Consider the following 18955-nt stretch of genomic DNA (forward strand, 5'->3'; position numbering starts at 1 on the left):
AACGGTGGGCTTGCGTCTGTATTCTGTTAGCTTGCAATCCCTTACTTTTGGCAGGGCTGGCTTAGATGGGGCATAAATTTAATGTTACAATCAAATTGGACTAAATCGCGTATTCCTGCGATTTAAGCATGTAAATGCAAACAGAGTGGCGAGCAATGCAAGAAACATGAGCGAACCGTGGCAATCCGTCCGCACGATGATTGAGCGCACCGCTACCGCCAAGGGGCGGGCATCTTCTGGCTACTTCTCTATTGAGGGAACGCGGCTCCATGAGCGAGCTATCCGGGCTAGCGCGTGGCCAACGGCCGTTCTCATTGCAGACTCTATGTGGCAAAAACCAGGGGAACGGGAAACGGCCGTTCTCCACCAGCTCGCCCAGCAAAACATCCCCATCCACCCTATCCCCAACGCCGAAATGGAACGACTGACGCAAGGCCGCAGGCTGGGTGGCCTGCTGGGGTTACTCCCTCTGCCCAAACCGCTCAACTTGGCCAACTGGCTAGCTGCGCATTCTGCCCCAACTTTGCTGGTGGCGGTAGGTGTGGTGGACCCCGGCAACGTTGGCGGGCTGATCCGCACGGCACATGCGCTGGGCGCAGACCTGTTTGTGGCGGCTGGCGGCAGCGATCCTTACCATCCCCGCGCCGTGCGGACCTCGATGGGCAGCATTTTTAAGCTACCACTGGTAACCACCACTTTGCCAGAGCTGTTCGCTACACTGCGGACAACGTCCATTCAAACCATTGGCACCGTGGCGGAGGGCGGGATTGCTTTGCCCAATGTGGCGCAAGGTTTGAGGGGAACGGCCGTATTTATGGGTAGCGAATATTTCGGTTTACCGAATGAGCTAATTGACCAACTGGATATCTTGGTCACAATTCCCATGTCCTCCGGCATCGATTCTTTCTCCGTCAACGCGGCAGCGGCAATTGTGCTATACGAACTAAAACGTTCCTCTGAGCGTAAATCTTAGCCACGGATTGCGCGGATTTTTTAGGATTGAATAAATTCATCTTGATAATCCGTGAAATCCGCGGCTATTTTCCAAAATGAAAATGCCGCTCTCGCGATGAGAGCGGCACTTTGCTAAGAAGGAGGAGGAAAAAGCGATTGAATGTCGCTTGCTGGTTAGATGGGATGAAACGGCCGTTTCTTACCCCAACAGCTTACCCATTACCGCACCTAAGCGCGCCACGCCTTCCGCAATCTCCGGTTCGCTTAGGCCGCTAAAGCCCAGCAAAATGGCTGGCGGCGACGGGTGCGCCATGAAGTAAGGCGCCGCGGCATAAACACCTACCCCAACCTGTGCGGCGGCCTGCACAACGGCCGTTTCTGCTATCCCCTCTGGCAAATAGAGCATCACGTGTAGCCCCGCTGGTTCATCGGCATACTTAACCAAGCCGTTCAAATGATTTTGCAAAGCCGTAACCAACGTTTGCCGCCGCTGGCCGTACGCCTGCCGCAGATGGCGCAAATGCCGCTCAAAATGCCCCTCCACCATAAAATCTGCTACGGCAGCCTGCGTCAGCGTGGGCGCCCCCCTGTCGATGAGCTGCTTTGCCTGCACAAACGGCCGTACCAACGCCGACGGCAACACCACGTAAGAAAGCCGCAAGGCAGGAAACAGTACCTTAGAAAATGTGCCCAGATAGATCACCCGCTCATCGGCCGATAAGCCTTGCAATGCCGCCAACGGACGGCCGTCGTAGCGCAGTTCGCCATCATAATCATCCTCAATGATGAGCGCGTTTTCCTGCTGCGCCCAGTGGAGCAAGGCCATACGGCGTTCCAATGGCAGCGTACCCCCGTGTGGAAATTGGTTGGATGGGGTCACAAAAGCCAGCCGCGCTTGACTGTGAGCAGGAATTTGATCCACGCAAAAACCGGCGTCATCAACGGGAACGGCCGTTAGCCTGGCACCGTTCAGCCGAAAAAGCGCGGCTGCGTCTGCATAGCCAGGTGTTTCTACCAGCACCGCTTCCCCTGGTTCCAGCAGCAGTCGCGCCAAAATATCCAACGCCTGCTGCGCCCCATTCACAATGACAATCTGTTCAGCCGTGCAAACCACCCCGCGCCAGCGCGTCAGGTAATCAGCCAACGCCTGGCGCAGCGGGAAGAAGCCTGCCACCGAGCCGTAGCGGGAGAGCATCACATCATCAGTGCTAAGGTAGCGGGCCAGCAGCTTGCGCCACACGTCGTAGGGGAAGATGTGGGGAAAGGCGCGGCCAAAGCCAAAGTCAATTTCTGGTTTTAGCTGTTTTGGCGTGGCGGGAACAGCCGTACCAACCACACGCCGCCCCCAGGGTGACAATGTTGGCTGAAACGGCCGTGCCAATTCTACATTCGTTTTTGTTAGGGAAAGATGGTGCGCAATAAATGTACCAGCCCCTGGCCGCCGCACCACAAACCCTTCGGCCACAAGCTGATCATATGCCTGTGACACAGTAATCCGTGCCAAACCCAGCCGCTCTGCCAATTGCCGCCCTGGCGGCAGGCGACGCTGCTGGCCAAAAGCACCTTGCAATATTGCCTGGCGTAGCTGCTGGTACAATTGCAGGTATAATGGTGTCTGGCTCTGCCGATCAAATGTCCAATGTTGATCAATCATAAAAGTGTCGCTCGTAAGTAATCGCTCGAAAACAAAATAACAGTTTCGGAGCTGAACGATTACTTTAAGCCCATTCACCAATTCCCTATTTTACTTGTGAATGGGCATTAGGTACCTAAGTGTGAGTCAGGCTTATTGACTCTAATCGAAATGGGCAGTATCGTGCAATTGTACAGTAAAGGAATTTTTAGAGGCTATGGCTTATCGCAGCAGTGAAAAAACCCGCCAGAAAAAAGATGCCAAACGGACGGCGATGATGCAAGCGGCCGTTCAGGTATTTGCTGAAAACGGATATCACACCGCCACCGTGCGGGATATTGTCAAAGCCGCTGATGTGGCCATTGGCACCTTCTATTTTTACTTTCCCGATAAAGAAACGCTTTTTGTACATCTTTACGAAGAAACGGCCGACTTCCTATTGCAAACCATTGACCAGGCCGTTAGAAGCCGCAGCGACCTGGCGCAGCAGCTGTCGCGGGGCATTCAGGCCTATTTGAACATTGCCGTTTTCGAACCAGCGGTTGTGCAGCTGCTGCTCGTTGGGGGCGTGGGGGCCATTCCATCTCTGGAAGTTAAGCGCAGTACGTTTCGGGAGCGAATGATTCGGCTATGGCAACGGCCGTTGGACCAAGCGATTGACAATGCCGTGATTCCAAACCAAAACAGCCGCCGCGTTGCCGAAGCGTTTGCCGGAGCCTTTGATGAGGTTGTTTTACAACTTCTGGCTACCCCAGAACCTGATCAGGCAGTAACGGATGTTGTTCAGGATTTAACCCTGTTTAGTTTGCGTGCAGTTGCTTTTAAGAGTGCGCCAACCAAGTAGTCTCCAAGTAATCGACAAACCATATCGATCAGTCATTAACCACAAACATCACGCAATGAACGACCACCACAAATCCGCTGAGGAGCTAATCCACGAGTTAGAGCAATGCCGGGAACAGGCCAAAGCTGCTGACCTACTCGATAACGCTACCCGCGTTACCAGCATTGCCCAACTACAATCACTCACGCAGGGAGCAGAATCATTTTTAGCGGTTCATGATTTGGAGTCGCTATGGCCTCGCGTGAAAACGGCCGTGCAAAATACGCTGCACGCCGACCGTCTGGCTATCTACCTCTACAACAAAGAAACTGATGAACTGAGCTGCCCGTATACATTTGGTCTCTCGCAGTCTTACGTTGACCACCTCAACCAATCCTTTCGCAACTCACCGGGCAACGCTCAACTGTTCCACCTTGCACCTGTTTGGACCGAAGATGCACAAAACGATCCTGCTTTCCGCGACAAGTGGGATCATTATAAAGCAGAAAGGGTCCAATCCTTAGCTATTTTCCCGCTTATCAGCAAAGAAGGACATTCAAGTGGGGGGATGGCACTATACTGGAATGAGAAACGGCCGTTAGACAGCACCCTCATTAGTGCCGGACACACCCTGGCCCACATGGTTGCCCTTGCCATCAACACCATCAACTTGTTCAGCCAAACGCGGCAAAGCCTAAACCGTGAGCAAAAACTGAATGAAGTTAGCCGGATGTTAAACACGACAAACGATCTGCCTACTCTTTTAGGCACTTTGGTGCAAATGGTAGCCGAACTTGTTCACGCCGATAGTGGCCTGCTCGGCCTTGTCATTGACCGGGAAATCATGACCTTTTACCCGTACAATGTGCCAAACTGGATGAATTTGCGGCCAGCACCACGCCCGCGCGGCCTTGCCTGGCAAATTGTCAACACCTGCGAGCCTATTCTTGTTTCAGATTATCCTGCGCATCCTGAAGCCATGGAAAAATGGATAGAAGCTGGCGTACTCACCTTTTTGGGCGTGCCGCTGCAAGCAGGTGAAAATTGCCTGGGTATGTTGGCACTGTTTAACCTGAACAAATCGAGGCTTTCGTTTCGGGAACGTGATTTGGAGCTGGCAGCATCTATTGGGCAACAGGTGGGCATTGCCATCCAAAATTTGCGCCTGCTGGCCGAAACGCAGCAGCGAGCAGCCGCAATGGCTGCCATCCTCAACAGGCAAGCAGAGCTAGACATGATGAAAAACACCTTTACTCAAAGCGTTTCGCATGAATTGCGGTCGCCCTTGGGCATCATTTATGGCCACGCAGAGCTGCTTGTAAGTGAAGGATTAGGCAGCTTAAACGACGATCAAAAACAGTCGGCCGAAATTATTATGCGACGGGTGATGATGCTGACAAACCTGGTGGATGATCTCACCGCCCTGCTGGCCGCTGAAACCCAGGAGCTGCGCCGTGAAGAAATTGACACCATCATGCTCGTCTATTCGCTTTTGGCAGATTACCGGATGCGAGCCGAAGGATTGGGCATTACGCTTGAATCTGACATCGAAGAAAATATGCCCTGGATTCGGGGAGACAGCACGCATTTGCGCCGCGTTTTCGACAATTTAGTCTCCAATGCCTTCAAATTTACGCCAGCCGGAGGGCGCATTGTTTTGCGGCTTATGGCGGAGGGCGAAAATGTCCAAATTGAAGTTGAAGATACCGGCGAGGGCATTCCAGAAGACAAGCTGGATCGCATTTTTGAACGTTTTTACCAGGTTGAAGGTGGTGCCAACAGGCGACATACGGGCACAGGGCTGGGGTTAACCCTGGTGAAAGAGATCGTGGAGGCCCATCGCGGATCGGTGCGTGTGCGAAGCCAGATTGGCGAAGGCACTACGTTCACCGTTCTCATTCCCGGTTTCGTCCAAACGTGATCTTCTTGATAAAATTCCTTCATGCCCAAATCCAAAAAGAAATCTTCCCCAAAAGTTAAGCCGTGGCGCCCAACAGTTCAAAAAGCAATGAAAAAAGCAACTCAAAAAGAGGCATTGAATCGCTTTGGGGCAGCTGATCCTTTGTTTCACTATCGGTGGGAGCATGTAACGGCCGTTGTTACCCTGGCCCTTAAATTAGCAGAACTCACCGGAGCCGATGCCGAAGTGGTTGAAGCAGCCGCTTGGCTACACGACATTCGCAAAGACGTTGGCCCCAAACATCCACAAGAAGGTGCTAAATTTGCCCACGAAATCTTGCCTACCACCGATTTCCCCAAAAAGAAGATTGGGCATGTGGCTCGCTGCATTCGCTCACACATGGGGCTGTGGCGGCGCAAACCGCTTAAAAACTTAGAAGCGCAGGTGCTGTGGGATGCAGACAAATTAGCTAAAATGGGGCTAACGTCGCTGTTTCATTTTATGCCGGTAACCATCATGAAGGGAAACGGCCGTACTACTCAGGAACTCATCAACAATGCCCGTGCCAATCAATCCTGGCTGCCCAAGACAGTGGCCAGTATGCATACCAAACCCGCCCAAAAAGCAGCCAAGAAGCGATTAAAACGGTTCAATCAACTGCTGGATCGGCTGGAAGCTGAACTAGCTGGGGATGATTTACTCGGTTAGATGATCGTCAAGAGAGACTGACTGCCCGCCAAACGGCCGTAGCGATAATATTTTTCGCTTCTTCAAACGCTAATTCCTGCATGCCCCCCAGCCAGCGACGGGCAAATTCATGGGCTGGCCCCATAATGATGGCATCGTAAGCCCAGGGCGGCAGCCGCAACAGCTCCCCACTTTCTACAAACGGCAACATCCAGGCAAAAATATCTGCATAAAACGCGCCCTTGAAAGCAAGAATATCCGCCTGGTAGCTGCGCAGCAGGGTACCTTGCGATGCTTCGTAAATAAAAGCTGCCCGCACCGGATTCGCAGCGACCCAATCCAGATAGGTATGCACCAACGTTTTGATGCCGCTTTTCGCTTCTGTGGTGGCTACAACGGCCGTTCTTAGCTGGCTAAAACAGTCGTCAAAACAATCCTTGTAGAGACCGTACAGCACCCCTTCCCGGTCTTTGAAGTGGTGATAAACGCTGCCCACACTCGCCCCGGAGCGTGCGCAAATATCGCTCATGGTTACGGCCGTTACCCCCTTTTCACCAACCAACTCCAGCGTTGCCGCTAGGATAGCTGCCCGTCGTACGGCCGTTGCCGTTTGTCTGATTTTCTTGCTCATTGCCTTCTTTCTTGATAAATCTAGAATATTATTCTAGAATATTCCTCTAGAACGATTTTCATCTTACACAGTTGGCAGTCTAACAACTTAGGCTGCCACAGGCAACTTTGGAGGCCAACCGAATGAAAGGACAAGTCTGTGTGGTAACGGGCGGCAATGCCGGCATTGGCAAAGCGATTGTGCAGGCCTTGGCGCAAAAGCAAGCACGGGTCGTCATGGTAAGTCGAGATAAAATTCGGGGTGAAACGGCCGTTCAAGAAGTTCAACGCGCCGTTCCCCAAGCAAACATTGATCTGGTGCTGGGCGATGTGGGCAGCATAGCTGGAACACACGCATTGGCCTACACCCTGCTCGACAGCTACCCGCACATCCACGTGCTTATCAACAATGCCGGGGTTTGGCCAACCAAAAAACGCCTCAACGAAGACGGTTTGGAAACGGGCTTCATGGTAAACCATTTGGCGCCATTTATGCTCAACCAGCTTTTACGGGAACGACTTCAGGCCAGCGCAGCCGCCCGCATTGTGAACATTAGCGCAGGTTTGTATGTAAACGGCCGTGTCGATCTGCAAAAAACGCCATACGGGGATGATTTCCACCCCATTCGTACCTACGCCAATACCAAGCTGTGCAATCTGCTGTGCCTGCCCCTAGAAGCAGCCCAGCTAGAGGGCAGCGGCGTCACTATCAACGCCGTTCATCCCGGCGTTATCAACACAAAATTGGGCGATATGCGCGGCCCGCTGGGCTGGCTCATGAAGCTGGTCAAGCGTAGCTGGGCCAAACCAGCAGAGGGTGCCGTTGCCCCGGTCTGGCTGGCAACAGCCCCGGAATTGGCGGAAACAAGTGGCAAATATTTCAATGAAAAAGAAGAGACCCCTTTGGAAGACGTTGCTCGAAACGATGCCTTAGCCAGCCAGCTTTGGCAACTCAGCCTGGAACTTGCGAAAATTACTGCCTAATGGCACTTTAGCGAGAATTTTTATAGAAGAATTCGGTAACGGCAGGGTGAACAAAACCCGGTTTGAAAAATGCTTGCCACTCCCAAGTGCTATCGTGGGCGCCGCCGGCGCTGTTGGCCAACAGCCAGTAGCTAAAGGCTAAGAAGTATGGCTCTGCACCTCGCATGTAGGTGTATTGGTAGCGGATTAGCTCCACCTCCACATTGCGGTCGCTGCTGTAAGAGCCACCCTCGGTGCCAATCATGGGCAGCGACCGCCCCAAGTGACTTTGCACAATCTCATCATATTTGCGGAAGAGTAAAAAGCCGTCAGGGTCGTCATACGGCCGTACCCCATGATAATTATGCACCGACAGCCAGGTTCGATTCAGCAATGCCTCATCCCCATTGAATTTGATGGCTTGCAGTGTTCGCGCCAAAAAGTCGTAATGGTTGTACTCTCCACCGGGACTTAAGGCCCCAAGCCCTGGAAAACCGCCGTTGGCAATCACTTCACGTGCGGCCGTTGCCCAGGCGCGGGCATATTGATTAGGATTGGCAAATCCCTGATGATTTTCTACGTTGATATTGGGTTCATTGTATAGCTGGTAGTAATAAACTCCTTTGGCACGGTAATGGGCCACCATCGGGCCAATATTGCCATCGTAGGGCAATACGCCAGAGCGGTAAAGCCGCATTACGGGCATGATGCCGTTGGCAACCAGTCGCTCTACCAAATAATCATTGTCCCCAATTTGGGTTCCCTCATTCAAGAAAACCACCCATTTGATGTGCATTCGTACCAGTTCATTCACAAAGTGGTCCACCACGCCGGGGTCTTGGCTGACGGTAGGAATCCAATGCACCCCCCAGCCGTTGTTACCTGGCGGCACGGGGAATGCCTGATACGGAATCACTTCGCTTAAACTATACTGCCCAATTGGTTTGATGACGGCCGTAGGCGTGCCAAAGGGTGTGGCCGTGGCGGTATTGGTTGGTGTAGATGTCGGTGTGACGGGCGTGTTGGTGGGGATGGGCAGCGGGGTGTTAGTAGCTGGCAGGCTGTCTAAAAGGCCAGATTGATTGTTTTGGGTGTGGGCAACGGCCGTTTCCGGCACTGGCGTAAAGGTAACCGGAATAGGCGAACCCGTTGTGGGATCAATGGGCAGAACCAACGCCTCCGCTCTTGTAGGCAGCGGCTCCAGCTCCATAAACTGAAGCTGACAGCCCATCAACAAACTCCATAAAATCAAACTGAGGCCAAAAAACAGGTGAGATCGTCTCATCTGCGCCCCATTGTAAGGATTTTTTGCTTTATGTCTAGTGGGACTTGGGTAATTTTAAGGAATGGGAGGTAACAAGTGGCAGGTGGCAAGTTACCACCTGCCACTTTCACTTATCATCACTCAGCTACCGGCGCATCGTACGCCAACGTCGCAATCTTCACGCACAGTGCCACCACTTCCATTGCTTGCGCAACTTCATCAACCGGTGGGCGGCTGGGCGAGAGACGAATGTTGCTGTTGTTAGGGTCTTTTTTGTGCGGATAAGTTGCCCCAGCTGGCGTGAGGGCCACACCAGCTTCTTTGGCAAGTGCCACCACGCGGTCGGCGACTGGGCAGGCGGTGTCCAGGCTAACAAAGTAGCCACCCTTCGGCTTCGACCAGGTGGCGAAACGGCCGTCCTCACCCAACTCCCGTGCCAGAACTTCCTGTACCGCCTCAAACTTGGGGCGCAAGTTAGCCGCATGGTCCCGCATCAACCCTTCCAAACCATCAGCGTAGCTACTGATGAACTTGACATGCCGATACTGCTCAATTTTGTTGGGGCCGATAGATTGGAAACCCGTCAGCTTGGTTAAATATGCCACATTGGCTTGGCTGGTCGCCATAAAGCCAATGCCAGCTCCGGCAAAGGTAATTTTGGACGTGGAACCAAACAGATAAACACGGTCTGGGTTGCCTGCCGCTTCACAGGCGCGTAGCAAGTTAGGTGGATCGTCACGGTCTTCACCCAGATGATGAACTCGGTACGCATCGTCGGCAAAAATGGTGAAATCAGGAGCGGCCGTTTTCATACTAGCCAGTCGCTTTACCGTCTCTACCGAAACCGTGTCGCCCGTGGGGTTGCTGTAAGTTGGCACAAAGGTGATACCCTTAATAGCCGGATCGCTGGCAGCTAATTTCTCAACCGCATCCATGTCTGGGCCATCAGGCGTCATCGGCACGGTGAGCAATTCAAAACCAAGTGCATCCAGCAGCGAAAAATGGCGATCATATCCCGGCACGGTCACAATCATTTTTGGAGATTGGCTCACCCAGGGTGCCTCGCTATGCTGTAAACCGCGCAGCAACGCCCACATAAATGTATTGCTCATCAGCTTCAGGCTGGCATTGTTGCCCACTATCATCTCATCAGGATGAACGCCTAGCACAGTGGCAAACAGTTCTCGCGCTTCGGGCAACCCAGCTTGCCCACCGGGATAATTGCGCAGGGCAATGCCGCTGGGCGTCACCAAATCCCCCTCTGCCAGGATGTTGAGCATCCCATTCGACAAATCGAAATCAGCGTCGGACGGTTGGCCGCGCTGCATATTGAGGTTGAGGTTCATGGCTTGAATAGCCTGATATTTTTTGCGTAAAGTTTGCAGAGAATCCATCATCATTGCTCCATAAAAAGGTTAAGTGCGAGAAGGGGATTGCAGCAGGTGTGGGTAATGATCTTTTGTAGCATAAACGGCCGTTCGTGCAACAATTCAGGCTCCCAATTCGGAAACCCTGTGAAAAAGATAGAAAAAAAGAAACCTGAGAAATGAACTATCGTCTCATAATCCTCTGTGTTCTCTGTTGCATAGATTTTAAGTCGCTTTGCTGCCATCAGGGAAGGTGGCATTTTTAAGCGATTTGGCGGAACTGAGCTGTTCCGGTGTCACGCGCGCCCCAGTTAAATCCGCGCCGCTCAAATCCGCCCCAGAAATATCCGCATTAAACAGATAGGCTCCACGCAAATTGGTCCAATTTAGATATGCCCCAGACAAATTAGCTCCGTTCAGGTTCGCTTTTTCCAAATTGGCTTCGCTAAGCGTACCCCCCTTCAAATTGACAAAGTGTAGCTTTGCCTTGCGTAGCTGCGCCTTGCGCAAGCTGGAACCGCGCATATCCAGGCCATTTACTTTGGCTTCACTCAGGTTAATGCCATCTAAATTGGCCTGATTGATTTCAGCCCCAAATAAATTGACGTTGCGTAAATCTTGATTGGTGAGCTTAACACCAGTTAAATCGGCACGGGCAAATTGGGCATCGGTCAAATTGGCTTCGCGCAAATCGGTATTCTCCATTTTTGCCCCTTCAAAATTAACGCCCGAGAGGTCTGCCCCACTAAAATCTACCTTGTTGAGCTGCGCCCGCTGAAAATCTGCTCCAGCCAGTGAGGTGCCTGCCAACATTGCGTTGCTCAAGTTCGCTTCCACCAGGCTAGCAGCATGCAATGAGCCGTCAGAGAGCCAACCGTCTGAGCGCAGTTCCGCCACGGCTCGGAGGGCAATGGCGTTGCTAGTGCTGCCTAACTGCCGAATCAGCAGTTCACGGCGACGCTGGTCGTCCCGCCGCTCGTTCAGGTAGTCAATGATGAGGACGGTAAGGGCAATGCTGGCAAATTCGGCAGAGATGTTGGCGTAAAAGTCGCCAACAAAGTCGGAAAATCTCGCATTGGGATATTGGCTGAAAAAGCCGCTAGCACCCACAATGACGGCGACCAGCAGCAGGACAACGCCAACGGCGCGAACAAGATTGATTTGCTTCTTCTTGGGCATGGCAGTTCCTTCATGAAGCCTCCCGGAGATTTCTATTGTGTCTGCCTCCTTATAGAAACCTCCGGGAGGTTGGTTTGCTAAGGATGCAGTTCAACGGCCGCATTGGACAACACCAGTTCATCCCGCTCGGCCACTTTGCTCTGGAAGATAGTGCGCGTGTCCGATTCGCGCCACATTTCGGTGACAATCGTTTCGCCGGGGAAGACGTGCTTGCTAAAGCGCACCTTGATGCTTCTGAAGCGGGCGGGGTCGTTGTTGGCGAAATGCTTCAGCACGGCGCGACCCGCAAAACCGAAGGTGCAAAGCCCATGCAAAATAGGCTGGCGGAAGCCGCCGAGCGCTGCCATTTGCGGATCGGCGTGCAGCGGGTTGCCGTCGCCAGAGCTGAGGCGGTAGAGCAATGCTTGATCGGGCCGGGTTTGCTGGCGATGCACGGCGTCTGGCGGGCGGTTGGGGGGCAGGTTTTGCTGGCTGGTGGAAGGCCCACGCTCGCCGCCAAAGCCGCCAACGCCACGAATGTAAACGGCGGATTGGTTGAAGGCGACTTCGTTGCCCTGGCCATCGGTGCTAATGACATCAGTGAGGATGACTGCGCCTTTGCCTTTGTCGTAAACGGCCGTTATCTTCGCAGAGTTGTGAATGGTGGCTGAGTTGGGTAACGGCCGTTTCAATTCCAAATATTGCTCACCGTGCAGCAGCATCATTGGGTTAAACTCCAGCCCTGGCACCTGCGTAATTTGCCAGAACAGCACAAAAGGAAACACCACGGCCATCGTCGGCAACGGCGTAAAGTCGTTATTCAGCTCATAGACAAACTTTAGCTCATCCGCATCCATCGGATCGGCCGCCGCCCCCACCGAAAGCGCATACAAACTAACATCCCGCTCTGTGTAAACATACTCCGCCGGTTTATATTCATGCCCCAACACTTTTTCCAAATCAATAGACATCGCTTGTTCTCCAACATATTTGGGCGAGGCGATTGGGGAAATGGTCATTCGTTTGCCTAACCTGTCTACCAATCGCCTCGCCCCTACTAACTATCCTTTCAAAAAATCTGTTCAATCTGCGAAATCTTTGATAAAAACTCCCTCACGATTGCAGCTTGGGATTGTTGGCGTGGCGATCTTTGTCACGGGTAGTTTTTTTGTCCATGTTTTTGTGGAAAGCGGCCGTTAAATCAATGCCGGTCTGGTTGGCAATGCAGGTCAGCACAAAGAGAACGTCCGCAATTTCGTCGGCCAGGTTGACGGTTTCGTCGCTCGGTTTGAAGCTTTGGTCGCCATATTGCCGGGCCATAATGCGGGCTACTTCGCCCACTTCTTCCATGAGAACGGCCGTATTTGTCAACTCCGAATAGTACCGTACACCAATCGTCCGCACCCACTCGTCCACCGCTTTTTGCATTTGCCGGATGGTGATTTCGCTCATAGGTTGGTTGCCTCACGCGGCCGTTCCGCAAGCCAGCGCAGGTAGTTGCAATACTCATTCTTCTGCGACACCGAGGCAATCTCCAGCAGTTCCGCTGCGCCAATATACCCCTTGCGGTACGCAATTTCTTCCACGCAGCCCACCTTTAGCCCCTGCCGATGCTCGATGGTTTGCACATAGTTGCCCGCTTCCAGCAAACTGTCGTGCGTGCCCGTGTCCATCCACGCGTAGCCGCGGCCCAAAAGCTGCACATTTAGCTTGCCCCGCCGCAAATATTCATTATTCACATCTGTAATTTCATACTCATGCCGGGCCGATGGCTTGAGGTTTTTGGCAATCTCCACCACATCCTTGTCGTAAAAATAGAGTCCGGTAACGGCATAATTTGATTTTGGCTCCGCTGGCTTTTCCTCAATGCTGATGGCTTTGTACGCTTTATCAAATTCCACCACGCCGTACCGCTCCGGATCGCGGACGTAGTAGGCAAAGACCAGCCCGCCATCGTCTAGCTTGCCCGCCTTTTGCAAAATGCCAGAAAGTCCAGGGCCGTAAAGGAAGTTATCCCCCAAAATGAGGGCGCATGGCTCGCCATTGATAAACGCTTCACCAATGACAAACGCTTGGGCAATGCCGCGTGGCTCTGGCTGCACGGCGTACTCAATCTTCAGACCCAGCCGCGAACCGTCGCCAAACAGTTCTTCATACAGCTCAATGTGATGCGGGGTGGAAATGATGAGAATCTCCCGAATGTCGGCCAGCATGAAGACCGAGAGCGGGTAGTAAATCATCGGTTTGTTAAAGAGGGGGAGAATTTGCTTGGAGAGGGAACGGGTAAGCGGGTAGAGGCGTGTGCCGCTGCCGCCAGATAGAATGATGCCTTTCATAAATTTTTTTATCCTTTGTTACAGTTTGGAACGAGGCAAATGGTGAAATGTTCATCTGCTATGGCCTGACTCATTCCTGCCTGCCTCGCCCCTGCCAGTTTTGTCTGAATTGTATCAAATCTATGGTTTATTTTGCAGGTGAATCTTAAGGGGCAAATGCTGGCCAAACGGGGAGAGCTTCGCCTGCAAAGTCGAACAGTGCCAGATTTTCCCACGCGGAGCCACAGTCTGGCGTGGTGCTATAGTTGGGTACCCAGTGGAAGAAGTCGGCACCGAGGTTTTAGGGAAGTTGGCTAACGGCCGTGTGCTACGTATGATGAACCACCATCACCGAGCAGGAGGCATTTTCCACCACGAAGGGAGATATTCTGCCCATGACCAATGCCTGCCAAAATGCCTCATGCTCAGACGCCCCAATAATGACCAGATCGTAAGCACTTTCCTCAATCTCGGTCAAGATTTCGTCTGCAACCAGACCATGTCTCACAACCAATTGAGCATCAACCGAGGCATCATGGAGTAGCGTTAGTGCCTGCTGTAACTGCTCGGCAATGGGAGTGCCTGATTGCAAGAGTTCGTCAGCCGTCTCGTCCATCTGCTCTAAACCAGAATACATATGAGGCACGGGGTCTGCCACATACAGCAAACGGACGGCAGCCCGCGCGGGCAAAGCCAATTCCAACACTTTTTGCACAAGAACTGGCTCTTGGTCTTGGCCGCTCATGCAAATCAACAGGCGTTGCAGCTTTTCTGGCGATTGCTTCACAACCAGCACAGGAATTGGGACTTCTTTGGTTATGGTGGCAGCAACACCGCTACGCTTGAAGGGCAACAAACCAGAAATCAAGCGGGTTCCCAAGACCACCATACCGTAATCTCCTGCTTGACACTCAGAGACAATCTCAGAAACGGCCGTTCCACCCAAACGCACAATCTTATCGACAACCTGGACGTCAGTCTGCTTAGACAAAGCAGTCAAAACGGTTTGTGCCTCCGACAGGGCAGATTCATCAGCAACCACTGTGAACAGCGTCACAGAAGCCTTAAAGAGGCGCGCAATCAAATAGCCAAACTGAACAGTTTGTTCAGCATATGGCATTCCCGCAACACACAGCAAGATGTTCACCCTGGTTTCTCCTATCTATCGGATGGCTTACTCTAAAATGCAGGCATTTCCCCACCTAGCAAGCGGATAATCACCAATAACGCCCCAATTAGAGGCAGCATTGCAAAAAACAGCCGAATACGTGGGCCAGAAAAGTAACTTGTAGCGGCAGCACCAATCTGAGCCCCAATCGCCGCCCCTGTTTGCATCACCAAGGCCATTAACACATCCACATTCCCTTTTAGTGCATGGGTAAGCGTGCCAAACCCGGCCGAAATCACAATTTCAAAAAGATCGGTTCCTACGGCAACATGGGTAGGCACGCCAATGAAATAAACCAGCATAGGCATCCTAATGAAACCGCCGCCAACACCTAACATCCCTGCCAACACGCCGGTAATTAGCCCCACAAACAAAATGACCCACAAAGAAATTGCCTCAATGCCAGAGTTAGGAAACGAAACCATAGGCGGTAGATGAATTTTTTGAACGCGCTTGGCAAAATCTTTGAAAGCCAAAACATCACCATGCTGATCTACGGCACCGCCGCCACGCATTAAGCGAATCGCTTTTAGGCTCTCCCAGGCTGTAAACAAACCAATCCCCACCAAAATGATGATGTAGGTTATGCCAATTACTTGATCGATATTTCCGGCATCTTCTAAAACCTCGATAATTTGAGCACCAATTTCTACCCCAATGATCGTTCCCACAACCATAAAAAAGCCAAGTTTCACATCTACATGCCCTAACGTGCGGTGACGCCGCGCTGCGACAATGGATTTTCCTGTCATGTGGGCCAGATCGGTACCAACCACAAAATTCATAGGGACGCCGGCCCAAAACATCATTGGGCTGGCAATAAATCCGCCACCAACGCCAAAGAAGCCGCCCAAAATGCCTACCAAGAAGCCGATAATCACCAGGAACAGGGGGCTGATCGTCACGCCGGAAATTGGAAAATCCATTGTTTTATTCCTGTCTCTCTAAACCTAGCAAACCAATTAAAAGAGAGGTAACGCGCTCTAGCAGGACGCTTTGGGCCACAATTAGCAGCAGGGTCGCCCCCGCATAAACAAGCGGGTCCAGATGAAATAGGTTCACTAACGGCTCTTCCAGCAGTCGCAATACAAGAAAAAAGTAAGCTGTTAGCAATAATCCATACAGTAACAATTCAATAATAAAGTTACGCAGCAATCGTTTGGTACGTGCATTCATTAGGAACTCCCTGGTTACGAAAGGACGGTACTTATCGTAATTGCTATTTACTCTTGCCTAATTGCATTGTACCCGAAGAAGCTGCCATTCGTACAGCTATAATCCTAACGAACGGCCGATTATCTCTTTCATCACCTCGTTGGTACCCGCATAGATGGGCTGCACGCGGGCATCCAGGTAAAACTTGGCGATAGGATATTCCAGCATGTAGCCGTAACCGCCGTGTAGCTGCAAACATTGGTCCATCACCCGAACTTGCAGATCCGTTGTCCACCATTTGGCCATGGCCGCTTCTTCGGCCGTTAGATCCCCAGCGTTTAGCTCCATGATGCAGCGATCCACAAAGACACGGGCGATCTCTGTTTCGGTTTTCATTTCTGCCAGCTTGAAGCGGCTGTTTTGGAATTTGCCGATAGGCTGGCCGAAAGCCGTGCGCTCCTGACAATAGTTGATGGTCATTTCCAGGGCTGCTTCGCAGGCAGCGACGGCAATCACCGCCACAGATAGTCGCTCTTGCGGCAACGAGTTCATTAGATAGTAAAAGCCTTTGCCCTCTTCGCCCATCAAGTTTTCGACCGGCACTTTTACGTTGTCAAAGTAAAGTTCGGCCGTATCCTGTGCCTTTAGCCCAATCTTTTCCAGATTGCGGCCTCGCTCAAATCCCTCCATACCGCGCTCAATGACCAACAGGCTAATGCCAGCATGCCCCTTGTCGGGATCGGTTTTCACCACGGTGATGACAGCGTCGCTATGAATGCCATTGGTGATGAATGTTTTTTGACCGTTGACGACGTAATGATCGCCTTGGCGAACGGCCGTTGTGCGCACACCCTTCAAATCACTGCCAGCCCCCGGCTCGGTCATGGCAATGGCCGTAATCATCTCGCCAGAAAGCATTTTGGGCAGCCAACGCTGCTTTTGCGCCTCGGTGGTGTATTTGAGGAAGTAGGGCATGTTCACATCATTGTGCAGGCCAAAACCAACGCCAGAAGCTCCAGCGCGGGTCAACTCCTCTACCACAATGGCATTGTATCGATAATCTTCAATTTCCAGCCCGCCGTACGCTTCGGGCGCATCCATGCACAAAAAGCCGAGTTCGCCAGCCTTCAGCCAGACATCGCGCGGTACGATGCCATCATGCTCCCACTGTTCATGGTAGGGCACGATTTCATTCTCGACAAAGCGGCGCACCGCATCGCGGAACATATTGTGTTCATCATCAAAAATGGTGCGTTTCATATTAGGTTCCCCTTGTAGTAAGATAAGTTTTCATCAAAGATGGCGCAGATTTTTTAATCTTAAGACTTACGCATTTGCCCTCACCAGACTACAAAAGTCTGGGACCAAATGATGTTAATTCCAGAGAGAACAAGACTTTTGTAGTCTTCACTGCGTAAGTCCTGATTATTATGGTTCTTTGGGATTTCATGGGGCGATCGGCACATTTGGGTAAGGGCGGTTCGCGAACCGCCCTTACATTTGGTGTCAACCCCTCAAGTTCCAAAAGAGCCATTATTATTTACGAGATGCCAGCTTCTAGTGCAGAAGCTGCATCCAGCAAAGCGGCCTCCGCACCGGGGGCGCAGGCCAGCATGACGCCTGGCACCAAGCCAGTTTCCGGGTCTGGGTCTTTCCAGGCGGGTACGGTGATGGCAGACAGGTTCATATAGTTGCAAAAAGTCATTGCCGTGACGGTGCCGTTGACACCGGGACGAAGCGAGGCGCGGTTCATTTGCCCATGCTTGGGTGCCAAAATGCCAAGCGTGGGCAGCAAAAGGACGCCATCGTCGCCCAATAGCTGGTACAAATCAGCGCGCGCTTGCTCGTAGGTGCGAATGATTTCGGCCACGCGCCCGGCCTTGCGTGGTTTTATGACGGGGATAATGGCAATAAGCTGGAAGAGGCCGCCGTAAATGGTCCCGCGCCCAACTGCCTGCCGCAATGTTTCTGCGGCCAAACTAAATTTTTGCCCATCGGCGGTGACAAGCATGTCGTAGAACGGTTTCTCTAGTTCGGCGGCTAGGATTTGTTGCAGGTTGAGAAAGTGGGTTTTTACGTCGGGAAACGGCCGTTCCTCTGCCACCAGCCCCGCCATTTCCAACACCGTTTGGGCCATCGTGTAGGCCGCGTTGATGCAATCTGCTTTGGCCGTTAGCTCAAACTGTTGGGGAATGATGAGGCGCAAGCCGTTGGGCGATTTTGGTTCCGGCAGCGGCTTCTCGGCGATGACGTCATAAACTAATCGCGCATCCCGCACGGAGCGGGTTAGCGGCCCCACACCCAACCAGGAGTCCAAAAACAATCCTTGCAAATCGGGCCAGATGCCTTGCTTGTTCACCGCGCCGGAGGCGGGCTTAAAGCCTACGACGCCACAAAATGAGGCGGGAATGCGAATGCTGCCCAAAATGTCGGTGCCGATGCCAAGCGTGGTAGAGCCAGAGCCAACCAGTGCCCCTTCGCCACCAGAAGAGCCGCCCGGCACGCGGGTTTCATCAAGGGGGTTGTTGGTACGGCCGTAAATCAAATTGTCCGTTTCCCCAGCCATAGCAAATTCCGGCACGTTGCTGCGCGCCAGCACAATCGCCCCAGCCGCCCGCAGCCGTTGCACCACGGGCGCATCCTGCGCGTAAACGATGGGCGGCATTCGTCGGGAGCCAGCGGTGATGGCTTGCCCAGCAAGACCAATCGTCTCTTTGACGCTAATTGGCAGGCCAGAGAGAGGGCCAGGGCGGGGATTATGGGCTTCGGCCAAGGCTTCGTCCTTAAACACATGAACGGCCGCATTCAAACGGGCATGATTTGCTTCCAGTCGGTCAATATGCTCAGTGACGATGGAAACGGCCGTGCACTCCCCGCTTTGCATTTGCCGCAGTAATTCGGTTGCGTCAGGCCAAATTGGTTTATTCAAAAGTGCCCCCTCGTTTGCTTATAAAACGCC

General features: G+C 52.5%; 18 protein-coding genes. 5 read left to right on the forward strand and 13 right to left on the reverse strand.

The window, feature by feature from the left end:
- Positions 1 to 166: 166 nt before the first annotated feature.
- Positions 167 to 973 (forward strand): TrmH family RNA methyltransferase, encoded by an 807-nt coding sequence (locus ACOQPU_RS08920; protein WP_420644775.1) that lies wholly within the window; start codon positions 167 to 169, stop codon positions 971 to 973.
- 180 nt (positions 974 to 1153) lie between these two features.
- Here ACOQPU_RS08920 and ACOQPU_RS08925 read toward each other — a convergent pair whose 3' ends face one another.
- Entirely contained in the window at positions 1154 to 2608 is a 1455-nt protein-coding gene (locus ACOQPU_RS08925) for a PLP-dependent aminotransferase family protein (protein ID WP_420644776.1), read from the reverse strand.
- Between the two features lie 196 nt (positions 2609 to 2804).
- On the opposite strand from ACOQPU_RS08925, the gene ACOQPU_RS08930 reads away from it, so the two are divergent.
- The 3 genes from ACOQPU_RS08930 (at position 2805) to ACOQPU_RS08940 (ending at position 6018) form a co-directional block, all read left to right on the forward strand.
- Positions 2805 to 3431 (forward strand): TetR/AcrR family transcriptional regulator, encoded by a 627-nt coding sequence (locus tag ACOQPU_RS08930; RefSeq protein WP_420644777.1) that lies wholly within the window; start codon positions 2805 to 2807, stop codon positions 3429 to 3431.
- 55 nt (positions 3432 to 3486) lie between these two features.
- Positions 3487 to 5331, forward strand: coding sequence for an ATP-binding protein (locus ACOQPU_RS08935; protein ID WP_420644778.1), 1845 nt, complete (start codon positions 3487 to 3489; stop codon positions 5329 to 5331).
- Between the two features lie 87 nt (positions 5332 to 5418).
- A complete protein-coding gene (locus ACOQPU_RS08940; protein WP_420644779.1) occupies positions 5419 to 6018 on the forward strand; it encodes an HD domain-containing protein in 600 nt (199 codons plus the stop codon).
- Positions 6019 to 6025: 7 nt separating this feature from the next.
- Here ACOQPU_RS08940 and ACOQPU_RS08945 read toward each other — a convergent pair whose 3' ends face one another.
- On the reverse strand, positions 6026 to 6628 hold the full coding sequence (locus tag ACOQPU_RS08945) for a TetR/AcrR family transcriptional regulator (RefSeq protein ID WP_420644780.1): 603 nt from the start codon (positions 6626 to 6628) through the stop codon (positions 6026 to 6028).
- A 122-nt stretch (positions 6629 to 6750) separates the two neighbouring features.
- Here ACOQPU_RS08945 and ACOQPU_RS08950 point away from each other — a divergent pair, with 122 nt between their 5' ends.
- Positions 6751 to 7590 carry an SDR family NAD(P)-dependent oxidoreductase gene (locus tag ACOQPU_RS08950; RefSeq protein ID WP_420644781.1) on the forward strand — a complete coding sequence of 280 codons (840 nt, stop codon included), beginning with the start codon at positions 6751 to 6753 and terminating at the stop codon, positions 7588 to 7590.
- 7 nt (positions 7591 to 7597) lie between these two features.
- Here the strand turns inward: ACOQPU_RS08950 and ACOQPU_RS08955 are convergent, their stop codons facing one another.
- The 11 genes from ACOQPU_RS08955 to ACOQPU_RS09005 form a co-directional block, all read right to left on the reverse strand.
- Entirely contained in the window at positions 7598 to 8854 is a 1257-nt protein-coding gene (locus ACOQPU_RS08955; protein WP_420644782.1) for a hypothetical protein, read from the reverse strand.
- A 116-nt stretch (positions 8855 to 8970) separates the two neighbouring features.
- Positions 8971 to 10233 carry an aminotransferase class I/II-fold pyridoxal phosphate-dependent enzyme gene (locus ACOQPU_RS08960; protein ID WP_420644783.1) on the reverse strand — a complete coding sequence of 421 codons (1263 nt, stop codon included), beginning with the start codon at positions 10231 to 10233 and terminating at the stop codon, positions 8971 to 8973.
- Between the two features lie 192 nt (positions 10234 to 10425).
- Complete coding sequence (locus ACOQPU_RS08965; RefSeq protein WP_420644784.1) at positions 10426 to 11379, reverse strand: pentapeptide repeat-containing protein; 954 nt, start codon at positions 11377 to 11379, stop codon at positions 10426 to 10428.
- 77 nt (positions 11380 to 11456) lie between these two features.
- Entirely contained in the window at positions 11457 to 12377 is a 921-nt protein-coding gene (locus ACOQPU_RS08970; RefSeq protein WP_420644785.1) for a MaoC/PaaZ C-terminal domain-containing protein, read from the reverse strand.
- Between the two features lie 94 nt (positions 12378 to 12471).
- Positions 12472 to 12810, reverse strand: coding sequence for a nucleotide pyrophosphohydrolase (locus tag ACOQPU_RS08975; protein WP_420644786.1), 339 nt, complete (start codon positions 12808 to 12810; stop codon positions 12472 to 12474).
- The gene (rfbA, locus tag ACOQPU_RS08980; RefSeq protein ID WP_420644787.1) at positions 12807 to 13694 is read right to left on the reverse strand and encodes a glucose-1-phosphate thymidylyltransferase RfbA; all 888 of its coding nucleotides are present in this window, start codon (positions 13692 to 13694) and stop codon (positions 12807 to 12809) included. The genes ACOQPU_RS08975 and rfbA overlap by 4 nt, the downstream gene beginning before the upstream one ends.
- Before the next feature lie 307 nt (positions 13695 to 14001).
- Positions 14002 to 14820 (reverse strand): universal stress protein, encoded by an 819-nt coding sequence (locus ACOQPU_RS08985; protein WP_420644788.1) that lies wholly within the window; start codon positions 14818 to 14820, stop codon positions 14002 to 14004.
- Positions 14821 to 14852: 32 nt separating this feature from the next.
- Positions 14853 to 15767 (reverse strand): sulfite exporter TauE/SafE family protein, encoded by a 915-nt coding sequence (locus ACOQPU_RS08990; RefSeq protein ID WP_420644789.1) that lies wholly within the window; start codon positions 15765 to 15767, stop codon positions 14853 to 14855.
- Positions 15768 to 15771: 4 nt separating this feature from the next.
- On the reverse strand, positions 15772 to 16017 hold the full coding sequence (locus ACOQPU_RS08995; RefSeq protein WP_420644790.1) for a hypothetical protein: 246 nt from the start codon (positions 16015 to 16017) through the stop codon (positions 15772 to 15774).
- A 96-nt stretch (positions 16018 to 16113) separates the two neighbouring features.
- Entirely contained in the window at positions 16114 to 17256 is a 1143-nt protein-coding gene (locus tag ACOQPU_RS09000) for an acyl-CoA dehydrogenase family protein (RefSeq protein WP_420644791.1), read from the reverse strand.
- Positions 17257 to 17536: 280 nt separating this feature from the next.
- A complete protein-coding gene (locus ACOQPU_RS09005; RefSeq protein WP_420644792.1) occupies positions 17537 to 18925 on the reverse strand; it encodes an amidase in 1389 nt (462 codons plus the stop codon).
- Between the last annotated feature and the right edge of the window lie 30 nt (positions 18926 to 18955).

Source organism: Candidatus Leptofilum sp., from assembly GCF_965223285.1.
Taxonomy (GTDB): Bacteria; Chloroflexota; Anaerolineae; order Promineifilales; family Promineifilaceae; genus Leptofilum.